Genomic DNA, 23,760 nt, shown 5'->3' with positions numbered 1-23,760 from the left:
AAGTTCGTCTCAGACGATTTATTACCGTAAATTACGCTCGATGTTCAGTTTTCAAAGTGCAAGTTTGTTGCTGTTTTGTTTCGTTTATTTCGCCACCTCGTGAAGCGGCTTAAGTAATATATCACGAATCAAAACCTGATTGCAACCCCCTAGGCAAAAGAAATTTAAAACATTTTTCGGAAACCCTCAAAGAAAGCAAAAAACCGGCTATCCACCCGAAGGCGACTAGCCGGTCCAAGTTCCTTAATCCACTATCCGTCGGCGCGGTCTCTCATATGAGGGAACAGCAGCACGTCGCGAATCGATGGCGCGTCGGTAAGCAGCATGACGAGACGGTCTACGCCGATACCAAGCCCGCCCGTCGGCGGCAAACCGTACTCGAGCGCGCGGATGAAGTCGTCGTCCATCTCGTGCGCCTCGTCGTTGCCCGCTTCCTTCTCGAGCAACTGCGCTTCGAACCGCTGGCGTTGGTCGATCGGATCGTTAAGCTCAGTGAACGCGTTCGCGTGTTCGCGCGCCACGATGAACAGCTCGAACCGGTCCGTAAAGCGCGGATCGGATTCCTTCTTCTTAGCAAGCGGCGAGATCGCAACCGGATGGCCGGTAACGAACGTAGGCTGAATGAGCGTATGCTCGCAGAACGTTTCGAAGAATGCGTTCACGATATGCCCGAACGACATATGCTTCTCGACTGGCACCTTATGTTCAGTAGCCAAACGATGCGCTTCTTCGTCCGTCATCTGCACGGAGAAGTCGACGCCTACGACTTCTTTGATCAGGTCGGTCATCGACACGCGGCGCCAAGCCGGCGTCAAATCCACTTCCTGTCCTTGATACGTAATAACAGTCGTTCCAAGCACTTCGCGCGCAATATGCGCGATCAAAGACTCGGTCAGATTCATAATATCTTCGTAATCGGCATACGCCTCATACAATTCGATCATCGTAAACTCCGGATTGTGGCGCGTCGAGATACCTTCGTTCCGGTATACCCGGCCGATCTCGTACACCTTTTCCAAACCGCCGACGATCAGACGTTTGAGATGCAACTCGATGGCGATCCGCATGAACAGCTGCATGTCGAGCGCGTTATGATGCGTAATGAACGGACGCGCGGAGGCGCCGCCGGCAATCGCGTGCAACGTTGGCGTCTCGACTTCCAAGTATCCGCGATCGTCCAAATAACGACGCATCGATTGGATGATACGCGAACGGGTAATGAACGTCTTTTGCACGTCCGGATTGACGATCAGGTCGACGTAGCGCTGGCGGTAACGGGTCTCGACGTCTTTCAAGCCGTGGAACTTGTCCGGTAACGGAAGAAGCGACTTCGTCAATACTTCGATATCGCTCGCCTTAACCGACAGCTCGCCCGTCTTCGTCTTGAACACGACGCCTTTGACGCCGATCATATCGCCGATGTCGAGCAAGTCGAACGCTTGGTACTTATGCTCGGGAATGGAATCCGCGCGCACGTAAATTTGAATTTTGCCGCTTAAGTCTTGGACGTGGGCGAAAGATGCTTTGCCCATCGCGCGCTTCGTCATGATGCGTCCCGCCAGGCTGACCTCGACCGCTTGCTCGTCCAGATCTTCCTTGGTCAAGTCCGCATAAGCCGCGACGATCTTCCCCGCTTCGTGCGTCCGGTTAAACTTCGTGCCGAACGGATCGATACCGAGGCCGCGCAACGTATCGAGCTTGTCCCGTCTAATTTGCAGCAATTCGCTTAATTCGGCTGTTTCCGTATTTTCCACATGGTCCATCTTCTCTCGTTCTCCTTCGTTCCACTATCCCGCATCATGCGATTAACAGGCAAAAAAGCTTCCCGAGGAAGCTTTCCATGCCGCTGTGGAGCATTGTGTTGTGCTTATGTGTTGCGATCTTGCGGATAACCGCCGGTATTATTTCTTGATATCGACAATTTTGTATTGAATGATGCCCGCAGGAACGCTAACTTCTACCGTCGTGCCTTTTTTCTTCCCGATAATCGCTCTGCCCACCGGGCTTTCGTTGGAGATCTTGTTCTGCAACGGATTGGACTCCGCGGTGCCGACGATCGTGTATTCCATCGTGTCGCCGAATTCCATATCTTCGACGATGACCGTAGAACCGATGTTAACCGTCTCCAGATCGATCTCGTCGTTATTGATAATCCGTGCGTTGCGCAGCATCTTCTCCAGCGTTATGATGCGGCCTTCGATGAAAGCTTGTTCGTTTTTCGCATCCTCGTACTCCGAGTTCTCGCTGATATCGCCATAACCGATGGCGATCTTGATCCGCTCTGCAACTTCGCGGCGCTTGACCGATTTAAGACCCTCGAGTTCATCTTCTAGCTTCTTGAGCCCGTCGGGGGTTAGAAGGACTTCCTTATCGCTCATCTCACCGATCTCCTGTCTGGAAAGGTTTTCAGGGGTGCTACTCAAATATATGGCGGGCCACCGCTTACATGACTCCCAAGTCGGCGTCAGCAAGCCATTTTCTATATGTCTCGCGAATATTGGTTCTGATTATATTTCAACCCCTGAAAAATGTCAATTCGCGGAAACGATTGATTTGTAAACGCTTCATTTTAGTGAACGGCCGCCTGAGCCGCCCCTGCTTCGTCCGCCAGCTGCTGCTCGACGCTTCTTACGTATTCCTCGAGTATCGTCTTAACGCCGGTGCGAGTGGTCAGATCCATGATCGAGTCCTTCACTCTCGCCGAATCCGGCAGCCCTTTCAGATACCAAGCCAGATGCTTGCGCATTTCCCGGACGGCTACGCTCTCGCCCTTCAGATCGGACAGCCGGTCGAGGTGCAGCATCGCGATGCGGATCTTCTCCCCGGGCGTAGGATCGGGAAGCAGTTCCCCGCGCGTGAGAAAATGTACCGTACGGTACAGCATCCAAGGGTTGCCAAGCGCTCCGCGACCGATCATGACCCCATCGACGCCGGTGTGGTTGAGCATACGTTGCGCGTCCTCCGGCGTGAACACGTCGCCGTTGCCGATAACCGGAATGGATACCGCCTGCTTAACATCCCTTATGATATCCCAGTTCGCCACGCCCGTATAAAGCTGCTCACGCGTACGTCCGTGTATGCTGACGGCAGCGCCGCCCGCGCGTTCGACCGCTTGCGCGTTCTCGACCGCGAAGATATGCTCGTCGTCCCAACCGATGCGCATCTTAACGGTTACCGGCTTCTTCGCCGCATCCGCCGCATAAGATACCATCTCGTAAATTTTCTTAGGATCGAGCAGCCATCTAGCCCCCGCGTCGCACTTCGTGACTTTCGGCACGGGACAGCCCATGTTAATGTCGATAATATCCGCGTTCGTATTCTGATCGACGAACTTGACCGCCTCAACGAGCGACTCCTTGTCCCCTCCGAAAATCTGCAAGCTAAGCGGCTTCTCCCGCTCGTCGACGAACAGCATCTCTAGCGTCCGCTGATTGCCGTGAAGTATCGCCTTGTCGCTCACCATCTCCGCGCAGACAAGCCCGCAGCCGAATTCCTTGGCGATCAGCCGGAAAGCCGGGTTGCAGACGCCTGCCATCGGAGCCAGCACGACGTTATTGTTCATTTCTACATTGCCTATCTTAAGCATTATGATTTCACTCCTTTCATTGTCCAAGCTCTAACTCGCTCGCCCAGTCCGCCCATTGCGAAATGCCTTCCTGCTCTAAGGACATCTCTGCCAGCTCGCGCGCCCAAGGGAAATCAACGTTCTCCGGCCACACGTCCCTAAGCGGCACCAACACGAACGCCCGCTCTCCCATACGGGGATGCGGGAGCGTTAATTCCGGCGTATCCAATCGCGTATCGCCGACGAGCAGCAAATCCAAATCTATATTGCGCGGCCCCCACCGGATATCGCGCACTCGGCCCATTTCCCGCTCGATCGCGAGCAACCGGCGAAGCAGTTCGATCGGTTGCAATCCAGTTCCGACCCTAACGACCATATTCAGAAAAGAAGGCTGGTCCGTATAGCCGATCGGCGCCGTCTCGTATGCCGGCGAGATGCCCAGCATCTCAATGTCCGGTTCGGCGGCCAGCCTGCCGAGCGCATTGCGCAGCGACGCCTCGCGATCGCCTAGATTGGCGCCAAGCGCCACATATGCTTCCTGCAAGTTGCTTCAATCCTCTGCGGATTCGATGACCCCGCCTGTGCCTCGTCGTCTCCGAAGCTCAACGGTTACGCCATCGAACGTAATATCGAACGGCGGATTCGGCTTCGTGACGGATACCGTCGTTTCGATGATACTAGTATACGTACCGAGTAGCGCCGACGCAATGTTTTGCGCTAGCGTCTCGATCAGCTTCACGTAGGGGCCTTCGACAATCTCTTTGACGAGGGCGTGAACTTCGGCATAATTCACCGTGTCGCGAACGTCGTCGGATTGCGCCGCCCGGTTAAGGTCTAAACGCATGTCGAGATCGACGTAATACTTCTGTCCTAGCCGATTCTCCTCTGGTATAACGCCGTGATAGCCGTAGAAAACCATCCGTTTCAGCAGCATGCGATCCATGTTACTCTCTCCCCGCTTGACGATACACGATGGCGTCCGTCATCGTCGCCACCCGCTTCATTTGTTTAACATCGTGCACCCGCACCACTTGGCAGCCTTGGGCGATACCGAGCGTGGTCGTAGCGCCCGTTCCTTCGACCGCATCGTCCGGCGTCACGTCGAGCGTCTTGCGAATGAACGTTTTGCGGGACGTGCCGAGCAGTACCGGATATCCGAGCTGGACGATCTCGTCCAATCGACCCATTAATTCGACGTTATCCGCGTAGTCCTTCGCGAAGCCGATGCCCGGATCGAGCCAGATGTTGTCGCCGGTTACGCCCGCTTCCCGAGCTATTCGCGCACAGTCCTTCAAGTCTTCGAGCACGTCGGAAATGAAGTCCGAGTAATCCCTCGCCATGCGATTATGCATGAGAATGACCGGACAGCCATATTCGGCCGCCACTGCCGCGATGTCAGGTTCTCTGCGGAATCCCCATACGTCGTTGATAATATGAGCCCCCGCCGCCAGCGCCTGCCGCGCGGCCTCCGCCTTGTACGTATCGACGCTGATCGGAAGCTTCACCGCTTCGCGCACTGCCCGTATGACCGGAATAATCCGCTGAAGCTCTTCTTCGAGCGGTACCGCGTCATGCCCCGGACGCGTCGATTCTCCGCCGATATCGATAATGTCCGCGCCTTCCGCGGCCATCTGCTTCGCCCGTTCCACCGCCGCATCCACCTGATCGAACCGCCCTCCGTCCGAGAACGAATCCGGCGTCGCGTTCAGAATGCCCATGATAAGCGTGCGATTGCCTAGCTCCAAAGTCAGGCCGTCCCGAAACGTATACGAGCGCGTGTAAAATGTCGGCTTCATTGCGTGCTCGCTCCTTCCGCGCGTAACCGGTACAGCTGCATCATCCGAGAAGTCACCGGTCCGACGGTCGGCGACCCGCCAGGAGAGACGTAATCCCCGTATCCATCCTCTAGCCGCGTTACCGGAACGATCTCTTGAATCGAGCTCGTCAGGAACACTTCTTCGGCTGCCGTTAGATCGTCCCACCGATACGACGCGCTTTGCTCGGCGCGTAATCCTATCTCTTCCGCCAGCTCGAGCACGTACCCCCGAGTGACGCCCGGCAGCAGCCCCGTCTCTTCGGAAGGCGTATGCAATACGCCATTCGCTATCCAGAACACGTTGCTGACCATGCCCTCCACGACGTGGCCGCCACCATCCAAGAACAACCCTTCCGTCCCCGTACCCGCTCCCGCGACTACAAGCTCCCGCTTCGCCACTATATTGTTCATATAATGGAACGATTTTAACCGAACGGCGCTCTCGGGCGTGCTACGCGGCACCTGTAACCTGCGCAGCGCCTTGCCTCCCCGCGTATCCGGATGGTCGGGAGCCAGCGCCTTCGCGTAAATGATTTCATTAGGTTGTTCGTACGTATCCGACGGCAGTCCGATCGCGCCTTCGCCGGCTGACACCGACCAACGGATATATCCATCGCTAAGGCTATTCGCCTCAAGAAGATGCGCGATCCTCTCTTGCAAATCGCTTATCCGCGGTTCGTACGCAATTCCGAGCAGCTCGCACCCGTGGCGAAGCCGAGCGGCATGACGCTCTAGCAGCCATGGTTTTCCGCTGTAGGTGCGGAACGTCTCGAATAAACCCATTCCGTACAAAAAACCGTGATCGAATGCCGAGATCACGGTCGTCTTGCTATCCGTTAATTGTCCGTTCCAAAGCAGCTTCATTGTCTGATGCCTGATTTATGCTTCAAAAAGTTGCGAAGAATCGTAAGCCCGTTGTTCGTCATGATCGACTCCGGATGGAACTGCACGCCTTCGACGACGTATTCTTTATGGCGCAAGCCCATGATGAGCCCGTCGCTCGTCTCCGCGCTTATTTCCAGGCAATCCGGCAGCGTGTCGCGCTTAACGATCAGGGAGTGATAACGGGTCGCCGTAAAAGGAGACTCCATCCCTTCGAAAATCGTCTTGCCGTCATGCGTAATTTCGGATGTCTTGCCGTGCATCAGCTGGTCTGCGCGAATGACGTCGCCGCCGAACGCTTGTCCGATCGCCTGATGGCCTAGGCATACGCCGAAAATCGGGATTTCTCCCTTGAACCGCTCCAGCAGCGCCAAGCTTACGCCGGCTTCGTTCGGCGTGCACGGTCCCGGCGAGATCAGAATATGATCCGGCGCCAGCTGCGCGATGCCTTCCAGATCGATCTCGTCGTTCCGATGAACGACGATCTCTTCGCCGAGCTCTCCCAAATATTGCACCAAGTTGTACGTAAACGAATCGTAATTGTCGATAACCAATATCATACCGATCTTCCCCCCCGTCTCTCCCCGTACTGCACCGCTTTCCAGAGCGCCTTCGCTTTGTTCAGGCATTCATAGAATTCCCGTTCCGGAACAGAGTCAATCACGATGCCCGCGCCGGCCTGAATGTGGCAAATCCCCTCGCGCATCGCGATCGTGCGAATAATTATATTAAATTCCATATTTCCATTATAGTCAATCCATCCAAGCGATCCCGTGTAAGGACCTCTGCGGGTCGGCTCCAGCTCTTCGATGATTTCCATCGTGCGGATTTTGGGCGCTCCGGTTATCGTGCCGCCCGGGAATACCGCGGCTAGCACGTCGAGGGCGTCTTTCCCGCGCGCGAGCTTCCCTTCCACCTGCGAGACGAGATGCATGACATGGGAATACCGTTCTACCGTCATCAGCTCGGGAACGCGAACCGAGCCGTATTCGGCAACGCGCCCTAGGTCGTTGCGCTCCAAGTCGACGAGCATGACGTGTTCGGCGCGTTCCTTCTCGCTGCTCAGCAATTCGTCCTCGAGCGCGTGGTCTTCCTCCGGCGTGCGCCCGCGCCTGCGCGTTCCCGCGATCGGCCGCGTGGACAGCTTGCCGCCGTCCAGCTTAACGAGTAGCTCGGGCGACGCGCTGACGAGCGCGAACGACGGGGTGCGAAGCATGCCCATGTACGGCGATGGATTCACGAGACGCAACCATTCGTACAGCATCTCCGGCGTCGAGTTCACGGGTAAGCTCTGACGCAGCGACAAGTTGACTTGAAACACGTCGCCCTGCGCGATATACGCTTGTATCCGGCGAACCGCCTGCTCGAATTCGCCTTTGCTCATGGAAGTAGCAAGGCTGGGCAAGCTCTCCACGTCGATCTGCAGTTGATCCGCCGCCATCATGGCTAGCATCTCCCGATGCATCTGCTGCGCGATCGGATCCTCATTGACCGCCGTCCAGTTTTGCCATTGGCGCTCCATGGCCAATGCGCGCCGCTTAGCGGCTTCGTAGCGGTCGACTAAATAGGCTTCGGTCGCGTCTGCCCCTATCGGCATATGTACCGCGAAATAGACAGCATGCTCTTGGTGATCAACGATCCATAGCTCCTCGAATCGCATGAAGACATAGTCGGGTATACCCGAGTCGTCCGCCGCTAAAGCAGGCAGCCTCTCCAAGCTGCGCACGACATCGTAGCTCCAAAGCCCGATGACGCCGCCGATGCAATCTGGTACGCTAGACGACCTCGGGCCATTGAGCCCCTGCATCATGCGCCGTACTTGAGCGATCGGCGCGCCCACGCGCTCGGCGGCTTCCTGCCAACCATTATCGCGAGGCTCAAAGACCTTCGCCTTGCTGCCTTTCCCTTCGATCACCGACACCGGCGAAAGTCCGGCAAACGTATAGCGTCCGCCTTTGCCGCTCTCCAGTAGGCAAGCATAAGGAGAAGCCTCTTGCCAAAACCGATCCCAGAATAACGGCGCTGCCGCCGACTGCTTATCCAAAGTCAGCTTCGTCACATAAGGCAACCTATTATATCGGGCGCGTCCGTCGTTGTCGCGACTTTCGGCCGCCCACGTTTTCCATTGTTCAAATGCGATCATTTCCACCACTCGCGGTACCCCTTGTCCATTCTCTATGTAAGCAGAATACCACAAAAGACGGCATCCATGCGCGAAACGGCATTGCTGGCGTACTTCTCGCGCATACGATGCCGTCCTATGGCATGCTCTATTGAGTCGCTTCCGCCTCGCCGGATTGGTCGATGACCTTGAAGATGAACGGATTCGGGATGAAATCCTTCTTGTCTAAATATCCGCTCAACCCTCCGCCTGCCGTGATCCAGTAACGACCGTTTTTCTCGCCTTGAATATAAACCCGGGTAAGCGCCGGGAGTTCTTGCGTTTCTTTGCCCGTCTCGTCATACAGTATGAATTTCGGTACGATGTTCCCTTTCATCTCTTTCCGAAACACCAAGCCTTCCTTCGCCTTGGTCTCATCGTAAGGGATCAACTCGTCTTTGCGAACCCACTTGTTTTCGACATATGGAGAGTCGTAGGTAACGACAATGATCTCGACCCACCCCTCGTACTCTCTCACGACATGCACGACTTTGCCTGACCATAACTCGAATCCGGATGGTTCGGGTTCTCCTGGATACAGACGGTATGTGACCGGCTTGTCGACGATCATGTCATAAGTTTCGTCCACTGGTTGAACCCGCTCTCCCGTATCTCCTTCACCGACGAGGTACCAAGACGGAATCCAACCTGCCTCGCCGGCATCGTTAACGATTTTGACATACTCACCCGCGATTTCGGCTACCCCATACGTATTCGTCGTATTTCCTTCGAATATCGATCGGGAAGCATACGGCTGCGACTCCGGCAAAGCCTGCACCGGTCCCTTCAGGAAGTAGACCGTCTTCACCTCCGGAGATGGACTCGGCGCGGGTGTAGGCAACGGCTCGGTTGAGGTGGGCGGCGTAGGCAACCCGCTCGGGAAGGGCACATCCGTCACTCCAAGCGGGGTCTTATCGGAACCGCCTCCGCCCGCGAGCGGTCCAGCGGCCACAAGCCAGATCGCCAAACCGACCACGCACGCAACAGCGCCTAAAGCTCCGAACCTTAATCGCCAACTCCGCCTGATCGCTTGGCCAGACAACGCGCGCCGCTCGATACGATCCATGGTATCCGCCGTGAACGTGCGCCCGGGAAAAGCATCCTCTTGCTCTAACCGTTCAAACCATTCCGGTCGGCCCTCCTTATGCTTGTTCATACGCCACCTCCTCCTTCCACGCCTCGGACACTTTCTGTCTCGCCCGGGCAAGCCGCGACTTCACCGTACCTAGCGGCACGTCCAACACGCCCGCGATCTCGGCCAAGCTCATGCCGTACTTCGCGTCCAAGAGCAGCACTTCGCGGAATTTCACGGGCAGCGCAAGTACAACTCGCCATAAATCCTCCGAGTGGCTGCGGCTTAGCGCCTCCTGCTCAGCGGATGGATGCGCCTCCTTGCCGTGCTCCCCCGGCCGGTCTACTAGAATCACGCGGCGTAAGAAAGCCGTACGCCGATTGTTGAGCGCGATATTGCGCGTAATTGCGAGTAGCCATGTGCGCATGGACGACTGGCCCCTGAACGTAGCGATCCGGCGGTAAGCCGCTAAAAATACGTCCTGCGCTACGTCGTCCGCGAGATCGAAACGACCGGTAATATAGAACGCATAGTCCCACACCCCTTGACCGTAAGTCTCCATCAGCTCGCGGAAGCTCTCCGCTCCGAACGACTCGATATTTTTCCAATAATCCGGCTCCATCTGCTCACCTCTTGTTTAATTAGACACCGCACCTTGGAAAAAAGTTCCCGAGCCGCTTTCGCGCATGCAAAAAACAGCCGAAACAGGTTTGCACCCGCTCGGCTGTCCGAAGAAAAACGCAAGATTAGTTGTCGAAGTTGAACAGAGGCGTGCTCAGGTAACGTTCGCCGTTGGAAGGAACGACCGCTACGACGCGTTTGCCTTCGCCCAGTTCTTTCGCCACTTTAAGAGCCGCGAAGATCGCTGCGCCGGAAGAAATACCGACGAGCAAGCCTTCTTGTTTAGCTACCGTACGCGCCGTTTCGAACGCTTCGTCGTTCTCGACCGTAATGACTTGGTCGTAGATTTCGCGGTTCAAAATGTCCGGAATGAAGTTCGCGCCGATGCCTTGGATTTTATGAGGACCAGGGCCGCCGCCGGACAGCAACGGGGAAGCAGCCGGTTCGACCGCTACGACTCTGATGTTCGGGAAGTTCTGCTTAAGCACTTCGCCGGCGCCGGAAATCGTTCCGCCCGTACCGATGCCCGCTACGAAAGCGTCGATCTTGCCGTCATAAGAATTGATCGCTTCGACGATCTCAGGACCGGTCGTCTCGCGGTGAACTTTAACGTTCGCTTGGTTTTTGAACTGTTGCGGCAGGAAGTAGCTCGGGTTTTCTTTCACGATTTCTTCCGCTTTCTTAACCGCGCCGTTCATGCCCTCGGAACCCGGCGTCAATACGAGCTCAGCGCCATATGCGCGAAGCAGGTTGCGACGCTCCAAGCTCATCGTCTCAGGCATAACGAGAATCGCGCGGTAGCCTTTCGCGGCTGCAACCATAGCGAGACCGATACCCGTGTTGCCGCTTGTCGGTTCAACGATCGTGCTCTCGCCCGGCTTGATGATGCCTTGTTGCTCGGCTACTTCGATCATGCTGATAGCAATACGGTCTTTAACGCTGGAGCCTGGATTCTGGTATTCCAGCTTCACGTAGATTTCTGCGTAGCCTTGCGGCACGACACGGTTGAGTCGTACGAGCGGCGTATCGCCGATTAATTGCGTAACGTTCTGGACAATCTTAGCCATTGGATGATTCCCTCCCGTTATAGATGCGGCATCCGCCGCCTCGATGCGTTAATCCGACTAAACCAGTCGGCTTTTGAGTTTGATTTTATCTTAACAATCGTGGTGTAGATTGTCAATACTGCCGGCTTCGTCTATCCATCGTGATCCGGAGGCGTACAGCTACCTTAAGCTGGCATCCAGTACCTCGGCGCCGTACTTCTCGAGCAGCGACTGCTCCAGCTCCCGCATCGGCTTAGCTTTGCCCAGCGCAATCTCGCGACGCGCCGACGTCCGGATCTCCTCCATACCGCGCGGTTGCTCTTGCCTGCGACCGTTGAGCGCCACGATGACGTAGCCGTTCCCCGTTTCGATCGGACCGGTAATGTCTCCGACTTCCATCTCGGACGCATTTTTGAGCACTTCCGGATCCGTGAACGGATCGCGATCCTCGACCCAACCGAGCTCGCCGCCCGTATCCGCCGTAAATTCGTCCAACGAATATCGCTCCGCCAGCGCTCCGAACGCTGCGCCGCCCTCCAATTGGGTCAGCAGCTCCCTTGCCGTCGCTTCGTCCTCTACGACGATCTGCGCCAAGTCGTAGTAATAACGGATCGTCGTCAGCTCCTTGTGATCTGCAATATATTGATCGAGCTCCGCATCGGTTACGATGATGTCGCGAATGGAAAGCTTCTCCGTCAGCAGGCGATAACGAGCTTCTGCTTGCACATCGTCTCTGCTCATGCCCAACTGGTCATGCATCGCCTCGTAAAATTGCTCTTCGCTGTCGTAGCCTTGCCTCATGACAAGCAGCTCTTGATCGAGCTCTTCAGGGGTGACTTGCAAGCCAAGCTCGTTCGCCTCCTGGGCTACGGCCTCCGCCAGCATTAACTCCCTTAGCGTCTGCTTGCCGTTCTGAGCGAGCAAACGATCGGTGAGCTGCTCGCGCGTAATGGACGCGGTTCCCACCTTGGCAACGATCTCTCCTTGCGTAAGATCCGAAGGCTGCGAAGAAGGCAAGTGCGTGGTGATCGGCACGGCCGAGCTTGGAGAGGGGACGGGTAATGCTTTGCGCGACTCCGAGTCGCAACCCGACATGACCCAAGTGAAGAGGGCAAGCAGTACGAGCGGCCAATGCCGTATCGTCTCCCTCATAGGTACCGTCCCCCTCTTACTGACCCAGCGTCCGGTTATGTATTTGTTCCAATTCGTCTTTCGAGAATTGATATTTCTCGTTGCAGAAATGGCAATGGACTTCCGCATGCCCGTCCTCGTCGATCAAGTTGCGCAATTCATCCGTTCCCAAGCTGACGAGCGTCCCTTCGACGCGTTCGCGCGAGCATTTGCAACGGAATACAGGCTCGATTTGGTCATGAATCGTAAGATCGTCTCCTACGAGAAATTGCAGCAGCGTCTCCGGCGTTTCCCCTTGATCGAGCAAAGCCGTCACGTGAGGTATAGACCCGATGGCGCGCTCAAGCTGTATGAGTCGCTCCTCCGACAAGCCCGGCATAATTTGCACGATGAAACCCCCGGCATGGATGACCGATCCGTCCGTGTCGACGAGTACGCCTAATCCTACGGCGGAAGGCGTCTGCTCGGAGTCCGCGAAATACAGCGTGAAATCTTCCGCAAGCTCGCCTGAAATGATCGGCACGCTGCCGCGGTAAGGCTCGCGAAGCCCCAAATCTTTCGTTACGTAAATATGGCCACTCGTACCGACTACGCCCGCGACGTCCAGCTTTCCTTCGCTATTGCTCGGAACGTGCGCGTGCGGATGATCTACGTATCCTCTAACTTCGCCGGTACCGTTCGCGTCGACGACGATCTGACCGATCGGTCCGTCGCCTTTGACTTGAACGGTCAATCTCTCGTTGCCTTTCAGCATGTAACCCATCATCGCGCCCACGGTCGCGGTTCTGCCTAATGCGGCCGTTGCCGTCGGCATCGTATCGTGTCGTCTTTGCAGCTCGCTTACGAGCTTCGTCGTCCGAGCAGCGAATACCCGTATGCCGCCGTTCCAAGCCGTGCCGCGTACTATTTCGTCTTTCATCTGTCTGTTGCTCCTTTATCTTCCGGTCGCCTGTCGCGTTAACCGTTCCGTTCGTAGATGATACGCAAGCCTTCGAGCGTAAGCAGCGGGTCGACATGCTCGATCGTCTCGGTTTCTTCCGAGATCAGCTCCGCCAGTCCGCCAGTCGCGATCACCTTAGGTTGTACATTGAACTCCTTGCAAATACGCCGAACGATTCCGTCCACCTGGCCGGCATAGCCGAAAATAATGCCCGCCTGCATAGCCGTCACCGTATTCCGCCCGATAACCGTCTTTGGCTTCGACAGCTCGATCCGCGGCAGCTTAGCCGCCCGTTGATATAGTGCCTCCGCCGAAATGCCGATGCCCGGCACGATCGCTCCGCCCAGATAAGCGCCGGAAGCGTCGATATAATCGAACGTCGTCGCGGTGCCGAAGTCGACGACGACTAGCGGCGTGCCGTACTGCTCGATGCCCGCGACCGCGTTGACGATACGGTCCGCGCCTACCTCGCGCGGATTTTCGTAACGGATGTTCAGTCCCGTTTTAATGCCAGGACCGACGATCAGCGGAGCTTTGCCTACGTATTTGACGAACAACTGCTCTAGCGTGTTCATAATCGGCGGAACGACGCAGGACAGAATGACGCCGTCGATCTGGTCCGCCCGAACGCCGGCCAATTGCAGCAGACTTGTAATCAGTATACCGTATTCGTCGACCGTAGAAGACCGATTCGTGCTTAGACGCCAATGATGCGTCAGCGACTTCCCTTGATAGAGGCCGAGCACGATATTCGTGTTGCCGACATCCACTACGAGAATCATGCGGACTCCCCCTTCTTGATGGCGTTCAAGTCCAGGCTGATATCAAGTGCGCTGAACGAATGGGTCAGTCCGCCGACGGAGATAACGTCGACGCCGCAAGTCGCGATCGCCGCTACGCGCTCCGGGACGATTCCGCCGGACGCTTCAAGTACGACATGCGGAGCCATTGCGCGCAATACGCGCGCCGCTTCGGTCATCGCTTCGTTACTCATATTGTCGAACATGACGATATGAGCGCCTGCTTGCACGGCCTCTTGCGCCTGCGCGAGCGATTCGGCTTCCACTTCGATCTTCATCGTGTGCGGAATCCGGGCTTTCGCTGCCGATACCGCAGCCGTTATGCCGCCCGCCGCTTTAATGTGGTTATCCTTGATCATCACCGCATCGTACAGCCCGAAGCGATGATTATAACCGCCGCCGATCCGAACGGCATACTTCTCCAACGTCCGATGACCGGGCGTCGTCTTCCGCGTATCCGCGATACGAACCGGATGGCTCCCCGCGGCCGAGACGTATTCATTCGTCTTCGTCGCGATGCCGGACAATCGCTGCAGCAAATTCAGCGCCAGACGCTCGCCGTTCAAGATGCTATGCGTCGCGCCTTCCACGATCGCAAGCACCGTTCCGCGCTCGACCCGATCGCCGTCCGCCGCTTGCGCCTCATAGCGCAAGCTCGGGTCGACGACTTCGAACACGAGCCGCGCGAGAGGAATGCCCGCCAGTATGCCCGATTGCTTCGCATGTATAATGCCGCGCGAGACGTGTCCCGCCGGTACCGTCGCCATCGTCGTCGCATCGCCCGAGCCGATATCCTCGGAAAGCCATTCGCGAAGCTGCTGCTTCACCATATCTAACGCAGGGCCTGCAATCGCCCAATCGCTCATCTTCTCAAACATCGTCGATCCTCTCTTCTCCTATCCCTATTTCCCGTTGCAGTATCGTATGCTTGTGCCAGTGATTATCGTCCCGCTCCGGATAATCCTCGCGATAATGACCGCCTCGGCTTTCCTCGCGGCTAAGCGCCGCTTCGGTGACGAGAATGGCGCAAGTGAGCAAATTCGCGAACTCCAGCTCCTCTCGCTTCATGAGGCGCGTCTCGAAAATCGGCAGTAGCCGCTTCAGCTCTTCCAGTCCTTTCAGCAATCCCTCGCGATCCCGGTGCAAGCCGACGTAACGAACCATTACCTTTTGCAGCTTCAGCCTGCGCTCTACAAGGGTTCCCATCAAGGACACGATTTTATCGTCGAGCATGTACGGATGGTTGCTGATCTTAAGCTCGGGGACGCGAAGCGGCGCAAGCTCGCGAATACGATCAACGATACGCTGGCCGAACACGATCGCTTCGGAAAGCGAGTTGCTCGCCAGACGATTCGCCCCATGCACGCCGGTCGATGATGCTTCCCCGCATGCGAACAGGCGGCCGATGTTCGTCTCGCCTCGCAAATCTGTCTTCACCCCGCCCATCATATAATGGGCAGCCGGCGCGACCGGAATCCAATCCGTCGTCATATCGAGTCCGTAGTTCAAGCAATACTCGTGGATCGTCGGAAAACGATGCCGGATTAGCTCGGGCGATTCATGCGTGATATCGATGTACACGTACGTCGACTTCGTCAATTCCATCTCTGCCACGATCGCGCGCGCAACGATGTCTCGCGGCGCCAGCTCCAGCTGCGGATGGTACTTCTCCATGAAGCGCTCGCCCCGAATGTTCCGCAAGTACGCGCCTTCCCCGCGAACCGCCTCGGAGATGAGGAAGCGAGGAGCGCCCGGATAACAAAGCGATGTCGGATGAAATTGAATGAATTCCATGTCGCGAATGACCGCTCCGGCGCGGTAGGCCATCGCGACGCCGTCTCCTGTAGCGACTTCAGGGTTCGTCGTATACCGATAAAGTTGGCCCGTACCGCCGGTGCAAAGCACCGTTGCGCTGCCGTATACCGCTACGCGAGCGCCATTCGGCCGCTGTACGATCGCGCCGATGCACTCTCCGTCGCTCGTCAACAGATCGAGCACGAGATGATCGTCCCATAGCTCGATGCCCGGATCTGACTTTACTTTATCCGCCAACGCACGGACGATCTCGTAGCCCGTCGCGTCGCCATTCGCGTGAAGGATACGGCGCTGGCTATGCGCGCCTTCCTTCGTAAGCGCGAATTGGCCGTCTTCCTCGTCGAAGTTCGTGCCAAAGCGAATCAATTCTTGAACGCCTTGCGGACCTTCGTGCACGAGTACGTCCACGGCCGTGGCGTCGCATAGGCCCGCGCCGGCGACAAGCGTATCCTGCATGTGGAATTCCGGGGAGTCGTCGTCGGAGAAGACGGCGGCGATACCGCCTTGCGCATAGCGCGTATTGCTATCGAATAGCGACTTCTTCGTGATCATGAGCACGCGCTTCGAATCGCTCGCCTTGAGCGCTGTATATAAGCCGGCAATTCCGGCACCGATGATTATGACATCCGTCTCGACGCGCGGAAGCTTGTCCAGATCGAAATCTACAACGTAACGTGGAATCATAGTTGTTCTTCTCACCCCAGCACCAGAGTTAATTTCGAACCGCCCATTTACGAATACAGCCGACCAGGAGTGGTCGGCTTCTTCGCGCTTATTTAACGAGCAGCATGCGCTCCAGCGATAATTTAGCTTTGTCCGCTACGTCCTGCGGCACGTAAATTTGCGGTTGCATCGTCTCCAAGCATTTAACGACCTTTTTCAGGTTGTTCACTTTCATGTTCGGGCAGACGAGGAACTTCGAAGCGAAGTGGAACGTCTTGTTCGGACTGTCCAAGCGAAGCTGATAACCGGTTCCGTCTTCCGTGCCTACGATGAACTCTTGGTGCGAAGACTCGCGGCAATATTTCAGAATGCCCGTCGTGCTGCCTACGAAATCAGCCATCTCGACGACTTCCGGACGGCATTCCGGGTGAACGACGAATTGCGCGTTCGGATGCTTCGCGCGCATCTCTTCGACGTCCTTGATCGTCAGCATATCGTGCGTGTTGCAGTAGCCTTCCCAGAGAATCATCTTCTTGTCCGTGTGCTGCTGCACGTAGTGGCCAAGGTTCTTGTCCGGGCACCAGATGATTTCGTCCGCATCGACGGAGTTGACGACTTTCACCGCGTTCGCCGACGTACAGCAAATATCGGTCTCGGCCTTCACGTCGGCGGAGGAGTTAATGTACGTTACGACCTTCGCGTTCGGATGCTTCGCCTTCAGTTCGCGCAGCCCGATCGGGTTAACCATGTCCGCCATCGGACAGCCGGCGCGTTCGTCGGGCACGAGCACGATCTTGTTCGGAGCCAAAATCTTCGCGCTCTCTCCCATGAAGTGAACGCCGCAGAATACGATAACGTCCGCGTCCGTCTCGGCTGCTTTTTGAGCGAGCAAGAACGAATCCCCGCGGAAATCCGCAACCTCTTGTATTTCATCCCGCTGATAATAGTGAGCGAGAATAATAGCGTTACGTTCCTTCTTCAGCTGCAGAAGCCGCTCGCGTAGCTCGCGATTTTGCTCCGCTTTGCGTTCCAAGGCTAAAGCTTCCATGTCAATCTCCTCCTTGCGGTCTCTTCGGCCGTGGCCCTGATGCGATAGGTTCGATGCATACTATGTGAATAAAATTACAAATAGGGGCGAGAATCCTCTTATTCGAGCGAACGAATACGACTTCTCTCTTTAACACCAATTTACACGTGCGGGGGTGGACTGTCAATTGATCAAAATGCGGGATTGCAAGCAAAAAACAAAAAAAACCCGCCCGCCTGACGGCGAACGGGGCACTCTGTACCTAATGTTATTTCGGATCTTCGGGATCGCCTTCCGGAGGACGCGTATCAGGCGTCGGCGGAACCGGCTCGTCGTCGCGGGTTTGAATCCGCACCTTCACGCCGCTTCCTAACACATCGACGATCGGCTCGACTTTCGTTTCCTCGATTGTCGAAGTGTCGCCTTCTTCCTCGACGATCTCGCCCTTCTCGATCAACTGCTTGATTTGATCCAGATCCAGGGTCTCGACATCAAGTAACGTCTTAGCGAGGAGGTGCATCTCCGCGCTCTTCTCGGTCAGCAGCTTCTTCGCGCGATCGTAGCAATCGCGTGTAATGCTCTGCATCTCTTGATCGATCTCGTAAGCGATCGCGTCGGAGTAGTTCTGCTCGTGTCCGATATCTCGGCCGAGGAACACTTGGCCTTGCGTCGCGCCGAATTGCATCGTTCCGAGCTTCTCGCTCATCCCGTATTCCATGATCATCGCGCGTACGATGCTCGTCGCTTGCTTGAAGTCGCTGTAAGCGCCGGTGCCGATCTCGCCGATGAAAATTTCCTCGGCGGCGCGTCCCGCGAGGAGCCCCGTCACTTTATCCAGCAGCTCTTGCTTCGTTACGAGCATGCGATCTTCCTTCGGCAACATGATGACGTAGCCGCCGGCGCGTCCGCGCGGGATGATCGTTACTTTGTGAACCGTGTCCGCATGCTCCAAGAAGAAGCCTGCGATCGTATGTCCAGCTTCGTGATAAGCGACGATGCGTTTCTCCCGGTCGCTGATCACGCGGCTCTTCTTCTCGGTACCGACGATGACGCGGTCGATCGCGTCGTCGACTTCTTGCATCGCGATATCTTTCTTGTTCTTCCGTGCCGCGAGGAGCGCCGCTTCGTTCAGCAAGTTCTCCAGATCGGCGCCGGTGAAGCCCGTCGTCCGCTTCGCGATCGTGCCGAGGCGTACGTCTTTGTTAAGCGGCTTGTTCCGCGCATGGACTTTCAGTACCGCTTCGCGGCCTTTCACGTCCGGACGGTCTACCGTAATCTGACGGTCGAAACGGCCTGGGCGCAGAAGCGCAGGGTCTAGAATGTCCGGGCGGTTCGTAGCGGCGACGATGATAATGCCTTCGTTCGCGCCGAAGCCGTCCATCTCTACGAGCAATTGGTTCAACGTCTGTTCGCGCTCGTCGTGACCGCCGCCGAGGCCTGCGCCCCGTTGACGACCGACGGCGTCGATTTCATCGATAAAGATAATACACGGCGAGTTCTTCTTCGCGTTCTCGAACAAGTCGCGTACGCGGGAAGCGCCGACGCCGACGAACATCTCTACGAAGTCCGAACCGGAGATCGTGAAGAACGGCACGCCTGCTTCGCCTGCAACCGCGCGGGCGAGCAATGTTTTACCGGTACCCGGAGGGCCTACGAGCAATACGCCCTTCGGAATGCGCGCGCCGAGTGCCGCGAACTTGCGCGGATCTTTCAAGAACTCGACGACTTCGACAAGCTCTTGCTTCTCTTCGTCCGCTCCGGCGACATCTTCGAACGTTACGCGTTTTTTCTCTTCATTATAGAGACGCGCGCGGCTCTTGCCGAAGTTCATCACTTTGCCGCCGCCGCCTTGCGCCTGATTGATCAGGAAGAAGAACAGAACGAACATAATAATGAATGGAATAATGGAAGTCAAGAAAGTCAGCCAGAAGCTTTGCCCCGGCATTTTTTTAATTTCGACTTCGAATTTCTTCTCGATACCGAGATCGGTGAACTGCTGCATGGAGTAGTCCGCTAGAGGAGCGCGTCCGGTGAACGTTTCGCCCTTCTCGCTACCATCCTTCGGCTTCATTTCTCCGGTTACGAGATAAGTGCCGCTTTGAATTTGCAGGGTCAGCTTGCTGACGTTGCCTGTCTGCACCGTCTGTACGAGTTCATTGTAGCTCAATTCCTTGGTCGTCTCGTTCTTACCGATGAAGAACTGAACGATGCCGACGGTCACCAAAAAAATAAGTAGGTAAAAGCCTGTATTGCGGATGAACCGATTCATCCCTGACCTCCTCTCGACACGCTTACATCATTTTACCATAGCCTGTCTTGGCATCTCAATAGAACGCACCGCCGCCGAAACGGCGTTAATTCGCTCGTTTTATGCTAAAAATAAACGGCTGCCCGTCTATGCTTAGCTGGAGTAAATCTCGGGTTTAAGCACGCCGACGTACGGCAGATTGCGGTATCTCTCCGCGTAATCGAGTCCGTAACCGACGACGAACGCATCGGGAATCGTGAAGCCCGTATAGTCCGCGTTCAAGTCGACCGTACGGCGACCCGGCTTGTCGAAGAGCGCGACCACGTTGACGGATAGCGCGTTGCGGCGCTCCAGCACGTCGATCAAATAGCTAAGCGTAAGTCCGCTGTCGATAATATCCTCGACGATGAGTACGTCGCGGCCTTCGACCGAAGCATCCAAATCCTTGATGATCTTGACTTCGCCGGAAGAGCGCGTCGAATTTCCGTAGCTGCTCACCGCCATGAAGTCTAACTCGATCGGGATCGTGATATTTTTGGACAAGTCCGCCATAAAAATAAAAGCGCCTTTAAGAACGCAAATAACGAGCGGGTTGCGGCCAGCGTACTCGCGGCTGACAGCCGCCCCCAGTTCCTGAACCTTCTTCTGGATTACTTCCTCTGAGTAAAGAACTTCTTGAATGTCGTTGTGCAAAGAAGGTGCCTCCTAGCGAGATTATTACACGGTATGACGGTGTACCTCTGATCATGCCCTAGTTTTCCGGTTCCAGCTGCGCGATCCGCAACGTCGACTTCGTGTTCGCCGTGATTAGGGCGTGCCGCGAGCGCCGCATGCCGGGAATCCATAACACGCGCCCTTCGCCGTCGACGAGGAGGGGCACCCGATCCCTGCGGTAACGCGGTACTTTGGCATCGACGAACATATCTTGCACTTTTTTGGAGCCGTTTAATCCATGGGGCTCAATAACGTCCCCGGGCGTACGGCTTCGGATGAAAATCGGATAATGCAGCTCATCCTCGTCGAAGCACGCTTCCCTCGAACGATCCGATGCGGCGGCGAGAGCGCCTTGCGTTCTTGCGATCTCGAATCGCGCGCCGGTCTCTTCGATAAGGACTCGTTCCGTCTCAGCTTCGACCAGATAGCAGTACGGTGCGGTGCTCGGTCTTGTCGGACCCATATATGCTTCATCGTATTCCGCGGCGAGCTCCCAACCGCTCCCCAGCTCCATGCGGGCAACCGCGGGATGCGCCGGCGCCAGTGCCGATACGATGTCTTCCACAAGCCGATATTCCATCTGCTGCCTGAGGTCCGAAGAACAACTTAATATTAGTTTAACTAATCTGCGTTGTAAAGCGACGTGCAGGCCGCGGAACCGGCGCCGCTCTATCCGATATCCCTCTCCGTCAGGGGTTACGCCAAGCCGAAAAGCTTCAAGCGTCCGGGTTTCCAAATACGCGTCGTCAGCCGTCGCCAACTCGGCTAGTCGCGCGAGCGATGCCTTCAGCTGAGGATTGTACGTCTCCAGCATCGGCATGACGTCGAGCCGAATGGCGTTGCGGAAATAATGACGGTCTGCATTGCTGCTGTCAACCGCGTAGGGCACCCCGTTTCGCTTACAATAGGCGAGAAGCTCACCTTTGGTTATACGCAGCAACGGACGAATGAGTTCCATTTCTTCTTCTTGACGCCGATAGGGAATGCCGGATAACCCTCCGGGTCCCGTTCCGCGGATCACCCTCATGAGCACGGTTTCCGCTTGATCGTCCGCGTGGTGGCCTAGAATGAGGTGAGAGCAATGGTGGACGCGGGCGACTTCCCTTAGAAAATCATACCTGCGTTCTCGCGCGGCCGCTTGAGCGTTCATTCCGGTCTCTTCAATAAAAGCCGGAACATTTAAAGCCGCCGTCTCGAACGGCAGCCCCCAATCCCTCGCAACGCTTCTGACCAGCTCTTCCTCCGCATCCGATTCTGCGCCGCGGAACTGATGGTTCGCGTGAGCGACAACGATTCGGAACGGCTTTTCCTCCGCCATCGTCCGGAGCAAATGCAGAAGCGCCATGGAGTCGGGGCCGCCGGATACCGCGGCTACAACGGCGATTCCCTGCTTCCACCAGCCTTCCGTCCTCGCTTCTTCCCTAACGCGAACGGCCAATTCGTCCTGCTGCCGCACCTTCATTACCCCTTGTCTCGATTCATAATATGCCGCTTATGCTTTGTTATTGGAATATCCACACCGCGGCAACGGTGAGGCTTAGCACGACGGTTGCGGCGAACAGACTCGCCATCCACATCGGTACTTGTCCGGCGGCAGGCTTGTTCGCGGGCGATTGCTGAAACGTCTCCCGCCACTGCCTCGCCGCGTCCTTCGTGTCCGCGAACTGTCCCGAGAACGCCTTCTCCATCCAGCGCTCGAGCGGCTTCAGACGGGGATGGCTCCGAACGAGCTTCATAAGCTCGCTCGGATGGCGATTTTGCGGAAGCAGCGTCTTCGTCAGATGCATCAACCGCTTGCTATCGACCGCATGGATCCAGAGCATGCCGACCGAGAACCAATCGTACGCCGAATCGGCCGCGCGGCTGCCTGCCGACCAATACCCGCGATCGTAGATTTCGGTGAACTGACGAACGCTGCGACCGATAGCCGACATACCGCCGTAGTCTACCAACTCTACTTTCCCGTAGTCGCCTACGAGTACGTTGTCGCTCTTAATATCGCCGAACACCCAGCCCGCCTCGTGCAATTGCGAGAGCCTTTCGAGCAGACGATAGCCGATGACGCCGATCCACTGTGAGCCGTGCTCTTGCACGTACGCATTAACCGGGACACCCGAAATATATCTCATGCAATAGAAGGGAACTTCGCGGCCGTTAAACAACGCATCGTCGACGTCGAGCAGGAAAGGTCTTCGCTTTTTCTCCGAGCTGTCGAGGGCGGCCAAGATGTTCGCCTCGCCCTGAAGCTCGGCAGCTTCGAGCCCAAGCTTCAGAGCGCACTTATAGTAACCGTTCGACGTCGCCAAATACACTTGGCCGTTCGCGCCAAGCCCTACTAGCTTCTCCAAGCGATAGTTGTTTCCGTTCCATTTGCCGCGAAGTATCGTGCCCGGCGGCAATGGCACTACTTCTGCTTCAGACGACGTAGTCACTCCGCACCCCGTTCGTAACGCTTCTTGTTGGAGCTTGCTGGGCGTCCAATTTCTCTGATCTGATATTACCACATGTTTCGCGGATATACTCCACCACCTGCATTAACGCAGGTCCCGTCGGGGTCGTCCCTTTCATCCGGATTTTGCCGAACAACGAGCCGATCTTCGACGCGTTGGACGTCCATTCCGCATCGAGCATGCACAGTTCGTCTTGCGAGTTGCCCGGAAAATGAAAGACCGCCACTTGGCTCTTGCCTTCTCTAGCCTGCAGGCTAAGCGTAAGATCCCGTATCGCTTCCTCTACCGCGTGCAGCTTCGGCTTCATGCTGGCGCTCGCATCGATCAGCAAAGCGACGGACAGCGACATCGTCTCCTCCATCTCTTCCATGACCTTCACGACTTCGGAACGCTTGGTCGGCGGCAGGGCGCCTACGTTGTCCACGCCGAACAGCTGCTTCAGCTCTTGATTCACCGCTTGCCGGATGCTGCCCGCAATCGTCTGCCGCGTCATCATCTGGACGGTGCGGGACAGCTGCACGCTCGTTACGATCCGGCTAATGCCGCCGCCTGCCTTAGCAATCTCCGCAATCTCCGTCGCCCCGTATTCGCCGATCGCGCCTTCGTCCACGATACCCGCCACGTTAACCGTAATGCCTTCCGCGTAAGCTTGCGCGGCGGCAACGACCGGACTATCCCCGACGTTGGAACCGCCGTCCGTAATCAACAAAATTTGTTTCATCATCGCCTAATCCTCCCATTCTATCGGTTCTATTAGCATTGTCGCCAATGAATGAGAGGTTTATCCGTAAAGTAAAAGAGTTCGTAAC

Annotated in this window: 23 protein-coding genes; all 23 read right to left on the bottom strand. The window is 56.4% G+C overall.

What is annotated here, in order from left to right:
• Positions 1 to 251 precede the first annotated feature (251 nt).
• Positions 252 to 1,763 carry a lysine--tRNA ligase gene (gene lysS, locus ACFPQ4_RS11425; protein WP_378111985.1) on the bottom strand — a complete coding sequence of 504 codons (1,512 nt, stop codon included), beginning with the start codon at positions 1,761 to 1,763 and terminating at the stop codon, positions 252 to 254.
• 138 nt (positions 1,764 to 1,901) lie between these two features.
• A complete protein-coding gene (greA, locus tag ACFPQ4_RS11420) occupies positions 1,902 to 2,378 on the bottom strand; it encodes a transcription elongation factor GreA (protein ID WP_378111984.1) in 477 nt (158 codons plus the stop codon).
• A gap of 191 nt (positions 2,379 to 2,569) precedes the next feature.
• A complete protein-coding gene (gene dusB / locus ACFPQ4_RS11415; protein ID WP_378111982.1) occupies positions 2,570 to 3,586 on the bottom strand; it encodes a tRNA dihydrouridine synthase DusB in 1,017 nt (338 codons plus the stop codon).
• 16 nt (positions 3,587 to 3,602) lie between these two features.
• Positions 3,603 to 4,109, bottom strand: a complete 507-nt coding sequence (gene folK / locus ACFPQ4_RS11410) for a 2-amino-4-hydroxy-6-hydroxymethyldihydropteridine diphosphokinase (protein WP_378111981.1) — start codon at positions 4,107 to 4,109, stop codon at positions 3,603 to 3,605.
• A 6-nt stretch (positions 4,110 to 4,115) separates the two neighbouring features.
• Positions 4,116 to 4,508: a dihydroneopterin aldolase gene (gene folB, locus ACFPQ4_RS11405; protein WP_378111980.1), complete on the bottom strand. Its 393-nt coding sequence runs from the start codon at positions 4,506 to 4,508 to the stop codon at positions 4,116 to 4,118.
• 1 nt (position 4,509) lies between these two features.
• Positions 4,510 to 5,361, bottom strand: a complete 852-nt coding sequence (gene folP, locus ACFPQ4_RS11400; RefSeq protein WP_378111979.1) for a dihydropteroate synthase — start codon at positions 5,359 to 5,361, stop codon at positions 4,510 to 4,512.
• On the bottom strand, positions 5,358 to 6,245 hold the full coding sequence (locus tag ACFPQ4_RS11395) for an aminotransferase class IV (RefSeq protein ID WP_378111978.1): 888 nt from the start codon (positions 6,243 to 6,245) through the stop codon (positions 5,358 to 5,360). The genes folP and ACFPQ4_RS11395 overlap by 4 nt, the downstream gene beginning before the upstream one ends.
• On the bottom strand, positions 6,242 to 6,823 hold the full coding sequence (pabA, locus tag ACFPQ4_RS11390) for an aminodeoxychorismate/anthranilate synthase component II (RefSeq protein WP_378111977.1): 582 nt from the start codon (positions 6,821 to 6,823) through the stop codon (positions 6,242 to 6,244). Before pabA ends, ACFPQ4_RS11395 begins: the two co-directional genes overlap by 4 nt.
• Positions 6,820 to 8,406 (bottom strand): anthranilate synthase component I family protein, encoded by a 1,587-nt coding sequence (locus ACFPQ4_RS11385; protein WP_378111989.1) that lies wholly within the window; start codon positions 8,404 to 8,406, stop codon positions 6,820 to 6,822. Before ACFPQ4_RS11385 ends, pabA begins: the two co-directional genes overlap by 4 nt.
• A gap of 127 nt (positions 8,407 to 8,533) precedes the next feature.
• Entirely contained in the window at positions 8,534 to 9,580 is a 1,047-nt protein-coding gene (locus ACFPQ4_RS11380) for a hypothetical protein (protein ID WP_378111976.1), read from the bottom strand.
• Positions 9,567 to 10,118 carry an RNA polymerase sigma factor gene (locus ACFPQ4_RS11375; protein WP_378111975.1) on the bottom strand — a complete coding sequence of 184 codons (552 nt, stop codon included), beginning with the start codon at positions 10,116 to 10,118 and terminating at the stop codon, positions 9,567 to 9,569. Before ACFPQ4_RS11375 ends, ACFPQ4_RS11380 begins: the two co-directional genes overlap by 14 nt.
• Before the next feature lie 124 nt (positions 10,119 to 10,242).
• Positions 10,243 to 11,184 (bottom strand): cysteine synthase A, encoded by a 942-nt coding sequence (gene cysK / locus ACFPQ4_RS11370; RefSeq protein WP_378111974.1) that lies wholly within the window; start codon positions 11,182 to 11,184, stop codon positions 10,243 to 10,245.
• 159 nt (positions 11,185 to 11,343) lie between these two features.
• Complete coding sequence (locus ACFPQ4_RS11365; protein WP_378111973.1) at positions 11,344 to 12,315, bottom strand: peptidyl-prolyl cis-trans isomerase; 972 nt, start codon at positions 12,313 to 12,315, stop codon at positions 11,344 to 11,346.
• A gap of 16 nt (positions 12,316 to 12,331) precedes the next feature.
• Positions 12,332 to 13,213: an Hsp33 family molecular chaperone HslO gene (gene hslO, locus ACFPQ4_RS11360; RefSeq protein WP_378111972.1), complete on the bottom strand. Its 882-nt coding sequence runs from the start codon at positions 13,211 to 13,213 to the stop codon at positions 12,332 to 12,334.
• A 38-nt stretch (positions 13,214 to 13,251) separates the two neighbouring features.
• The gene (locus tag ACFPQ4_RS11355) at positions 13,252 to 14,016 is read right to left on the bottom strand and encodes a type III pantothenate kinase (RefSeq protein WP_378111971.1); all 765 of its coding nucleotides are present in this window, start codon (positions 14,014 to 14,016) and stop codon (positions 13,252 to 13,254) included.
• The gene (nadC, locus tag ACFPQ4_RS11350; protein ID WP_378111970.1) at positions 14,013 to 14,912 is read right to left on the bottom strand and encodes a carboxylating nicotinate-nucleotide diphosphorylase; all 900 of its coding nucleotides are present in this window, start codon (positions 14,910 to 14,912) and stop codon (positions 14,013 to 14,015) included. The genes ACFPQ4_RS11355 and nadC overlap by 4 nt, the downstream gene beginning before the upstream one ends.
• Positions 14,905 to 16,533: an L-aspartate oxidase gene (gene nadB / locus ACFPQ4_RS11345; protein ID WP_378111969.1), complete on the bottom strand. Its 1,629-nt coding sequence runs from the start codon at positions 16,531 to 16,533 to the stop codon at positions 14,905 to 14,907. Before nadB ends, nadC begins: the two co-directional genes overlap by 8 nt.
• 88 nt (positions 16,534 to 16,621) lie before the next feature.
• Entirely contained in the window at positions 16,622 to 17,560 is a 939-nt protein-coding gene (gene nadA, locus ACFPQ4_RS11340) for a quinolinate synthase NadA (protein ID WP_378111968.1), read from the bottom strand.
• Between the two features lie 247 nt (positions 17,561 to 17,807).
• The gene (gene ftsH, locus ACFPQ4_RS11335; protein WP_378111967.1) at positions 17,808 to 19,808 is read right to left on the bottom strand and encodes an ATP-dependent zinc metalloprotease FtsH; all 2,001 of its coding nucleotides are present in this window, start codon (positions 19,806 to 19,808) and stop codon (positions 17,808 to 17,810) included.
• A 132-nt stretch (positions 19,809 to 19,940) separates the two neighbouring features.
• Positions 19,941 to 20,480: a hypoxanthine phosphoribosyltransferase gene (gene hpt / locus ACFPQ4_RS11330; protein WP_378111966.1), complete on the bottom strand. Its 540-nt coding sequence runs from the start codon at positions 20,478 to 20,480 to the stop codon at positions 19,941 to 19,943.
• A 58-nt stretch (positions 20,481 to 20,538) separates the two neighbouring features.
• Positions 20,539 to 21,957, bottom strand: coding sequence for a tRNA lysidine(34) synthetase TilS (gene tilS, locus ACFPQ4_RS11325; RefSeq protein ID WP_378111965.1), 1,419 nt, complete (start codon positions 21,955 to 21,957; stop codon positions 20,539 to 20,541).
• Positions 21,958 to 22,003: 46 nt separating this feature from the next.
• Positions 22,004 to 22,933, bottom strand: coding sequence for a serine/threonine protein kinase (locus ACFPQ4_RS11320; RefSeq protein WP_378111964.1), 930 nt, complete (start codon positions 22,931 to 22,933; stop codon positions 22,004 to 22,006).
• Entirely contained in the window at positions 22,917 to 23,672 is a 756-nt protein-coding gene (locus tag ACFPQ4_RS11315; RefSeq protein ID WP_378111988.1) for a vWA domain-containing protein, read from the bottom strand. The genes ACFPQ4_RS11320 and ACFPQ4_RS11315 overlap by 17 nt, the downstream gene beginning before the upstream one ends.
• Between the last annotated feature and the right edge of the window lie 88 nt (positions 23,673 to 23,760).

The sequence above is a fragment of the Cohnella yongneupensis genome, assembly GCF_042655785.1.
Lineage (GTDB): Bacteria > Bacillota > Bacilli > Paenibacillales > Paenibacillaceae > Cohnella > Cohnella yongneupensis.
Note: the sequence above shows the minus strand (reverse complement) of the source record. Positions and strands in the feature narration are given on the sequence as shown.

Excerpts from the sequence above, each read along its gene's own strand:
- hslO (WP_378111972.1), bottom strand. The coding sequence starts at position 13,213 with ATGAAAGACGAAATAGTACGCGGCACGGCTTGGAACGGCGGCATACGG.
- ACFPQ4_RS11380 (WP_378111976.1), bottom strand. The coding sequence starts at position 9,580 with ATGAACAAGCATAAGGAGGGCCGACCGGAATGGTTTGAACGGTTAGAG.
- folP (WP_378111979.1), bottom strand. The coding sequence starts at position 5,361 with ATGAAGCCGACATTTTACACGCGCTCGTATACGTTTCGGGACGGCCTG.
- ACFPQ4_RS11375 (WP_378111975.1), bottom strand. The coding sequence starts at position 10,118 with ATGGAGCCGGATTATTGGAAAAATATCGAGTCGTTCGGAGCGGAGAGC.
- nadC (WP_378111970.1), bottom strand. The coding sequence starts at position 14,912 with ATGTTTGAGAAGATGAGCGATTGGGCGATTGCAGGCCCTGCGTTAGAT.
- greA (WP_378111984.1), bottom strand. The coding sequence starts at position 2,378 with ATGAGCGATAAGGAAGTCCTTCTAACCCCCGACGGGCTCAAGAAGCTA.
- folB (WP_378111980.1), bottom strand. The coding sequence starts at position 4,508 with ATGGATCGCATGCTGCTGAAACGGATGGTTTTCTACGGCTATCACGGC.
- ACFPQ4_RS11365 (WP_378111973.1), bottom strand. The coding sequence starts at position 12,315 with ATGAGGGAGACGATACGGCATTGGCCGCTCGTACTGCTTGCCCTCTTC.
- lysS (WP_378111985.1), bottom strand. The coding sequence starts at position 1,763 with ATGGACCATGTGGAAAATACGGAAACAGCCGAATTAAGCGAATTGCTG.
- dusB (WP_378111982.1), bottom strand. The coding sequence starts at position 3,586 with ATGCTTAAGATAGGCAATGTAGAAATGAACAATAACGTCGTGCTGGCT.
- cysK (WP_378111974.1), bottom strand. The coding sequence starts at position 11,184 with ATGGCTAAGATTGTCCAGAACGTTACGCAATTAATCGGCGATACGCCG.
- pabA (WP_378111977.1), bottom strand. The coding sequence starts at position 6,823 with ATGATATTGGTTATCGACAATTACGATTCGTTTACGTACAACTTGGTG.
- ACFPQ4_RS11395 (WP_378111978.1), bottom strand. The coding sequence starts at position 6,245 with ATGAAGCTGCTTTGGAACGGACAATTAACGGATAGCAAGACGACCGTG.
- ACFPQ4_RS11355 (WP_378111971.1), bottom strand. The coding sequence starts at position 14,016 with ATGATTCTCGTAGTGGATGTCGGCAACACGAATATCGTGCTCGGCCTC.
- ftsH (WP_378111967.1), bottom strand. The coding sequence starts at position 19,808 with ATGAATCGGTTCATCCGCAATACAGGCTTTTACCTACTTATTTTTTTG.
- ACFPQ4_RS11315 (WP_378111988.1), bottom strand. The coding sequence starts at position 23,672 with ATGAAACAAATTTTGTTGATTACGGACGGCGGTTCCAACGTCGGGGAT.
- ACFPQ4_RS11385 (WP_378111989.1), bottom strand. The coding sequence starts at position 8,406 with ATGATCGCATTTGAACAATGGAAAACGTGGGCGGCCGAAAGTCGCGAC.
- nadA (WP_378111968.1), bottom strand. The coding sequence starts at position 17,560 with ATGGAAGCTTTAGCCTTGGAACGCAAAGCGGAGCAAAATCGCGAGCTA.
- nadB (WP_378111969.1), bottom strand. The coding sequence starts at position 16,533 with ATGATTCCACGTTACGTTGTAGATTTCGATCTGGACAAGCTTCCGCGC.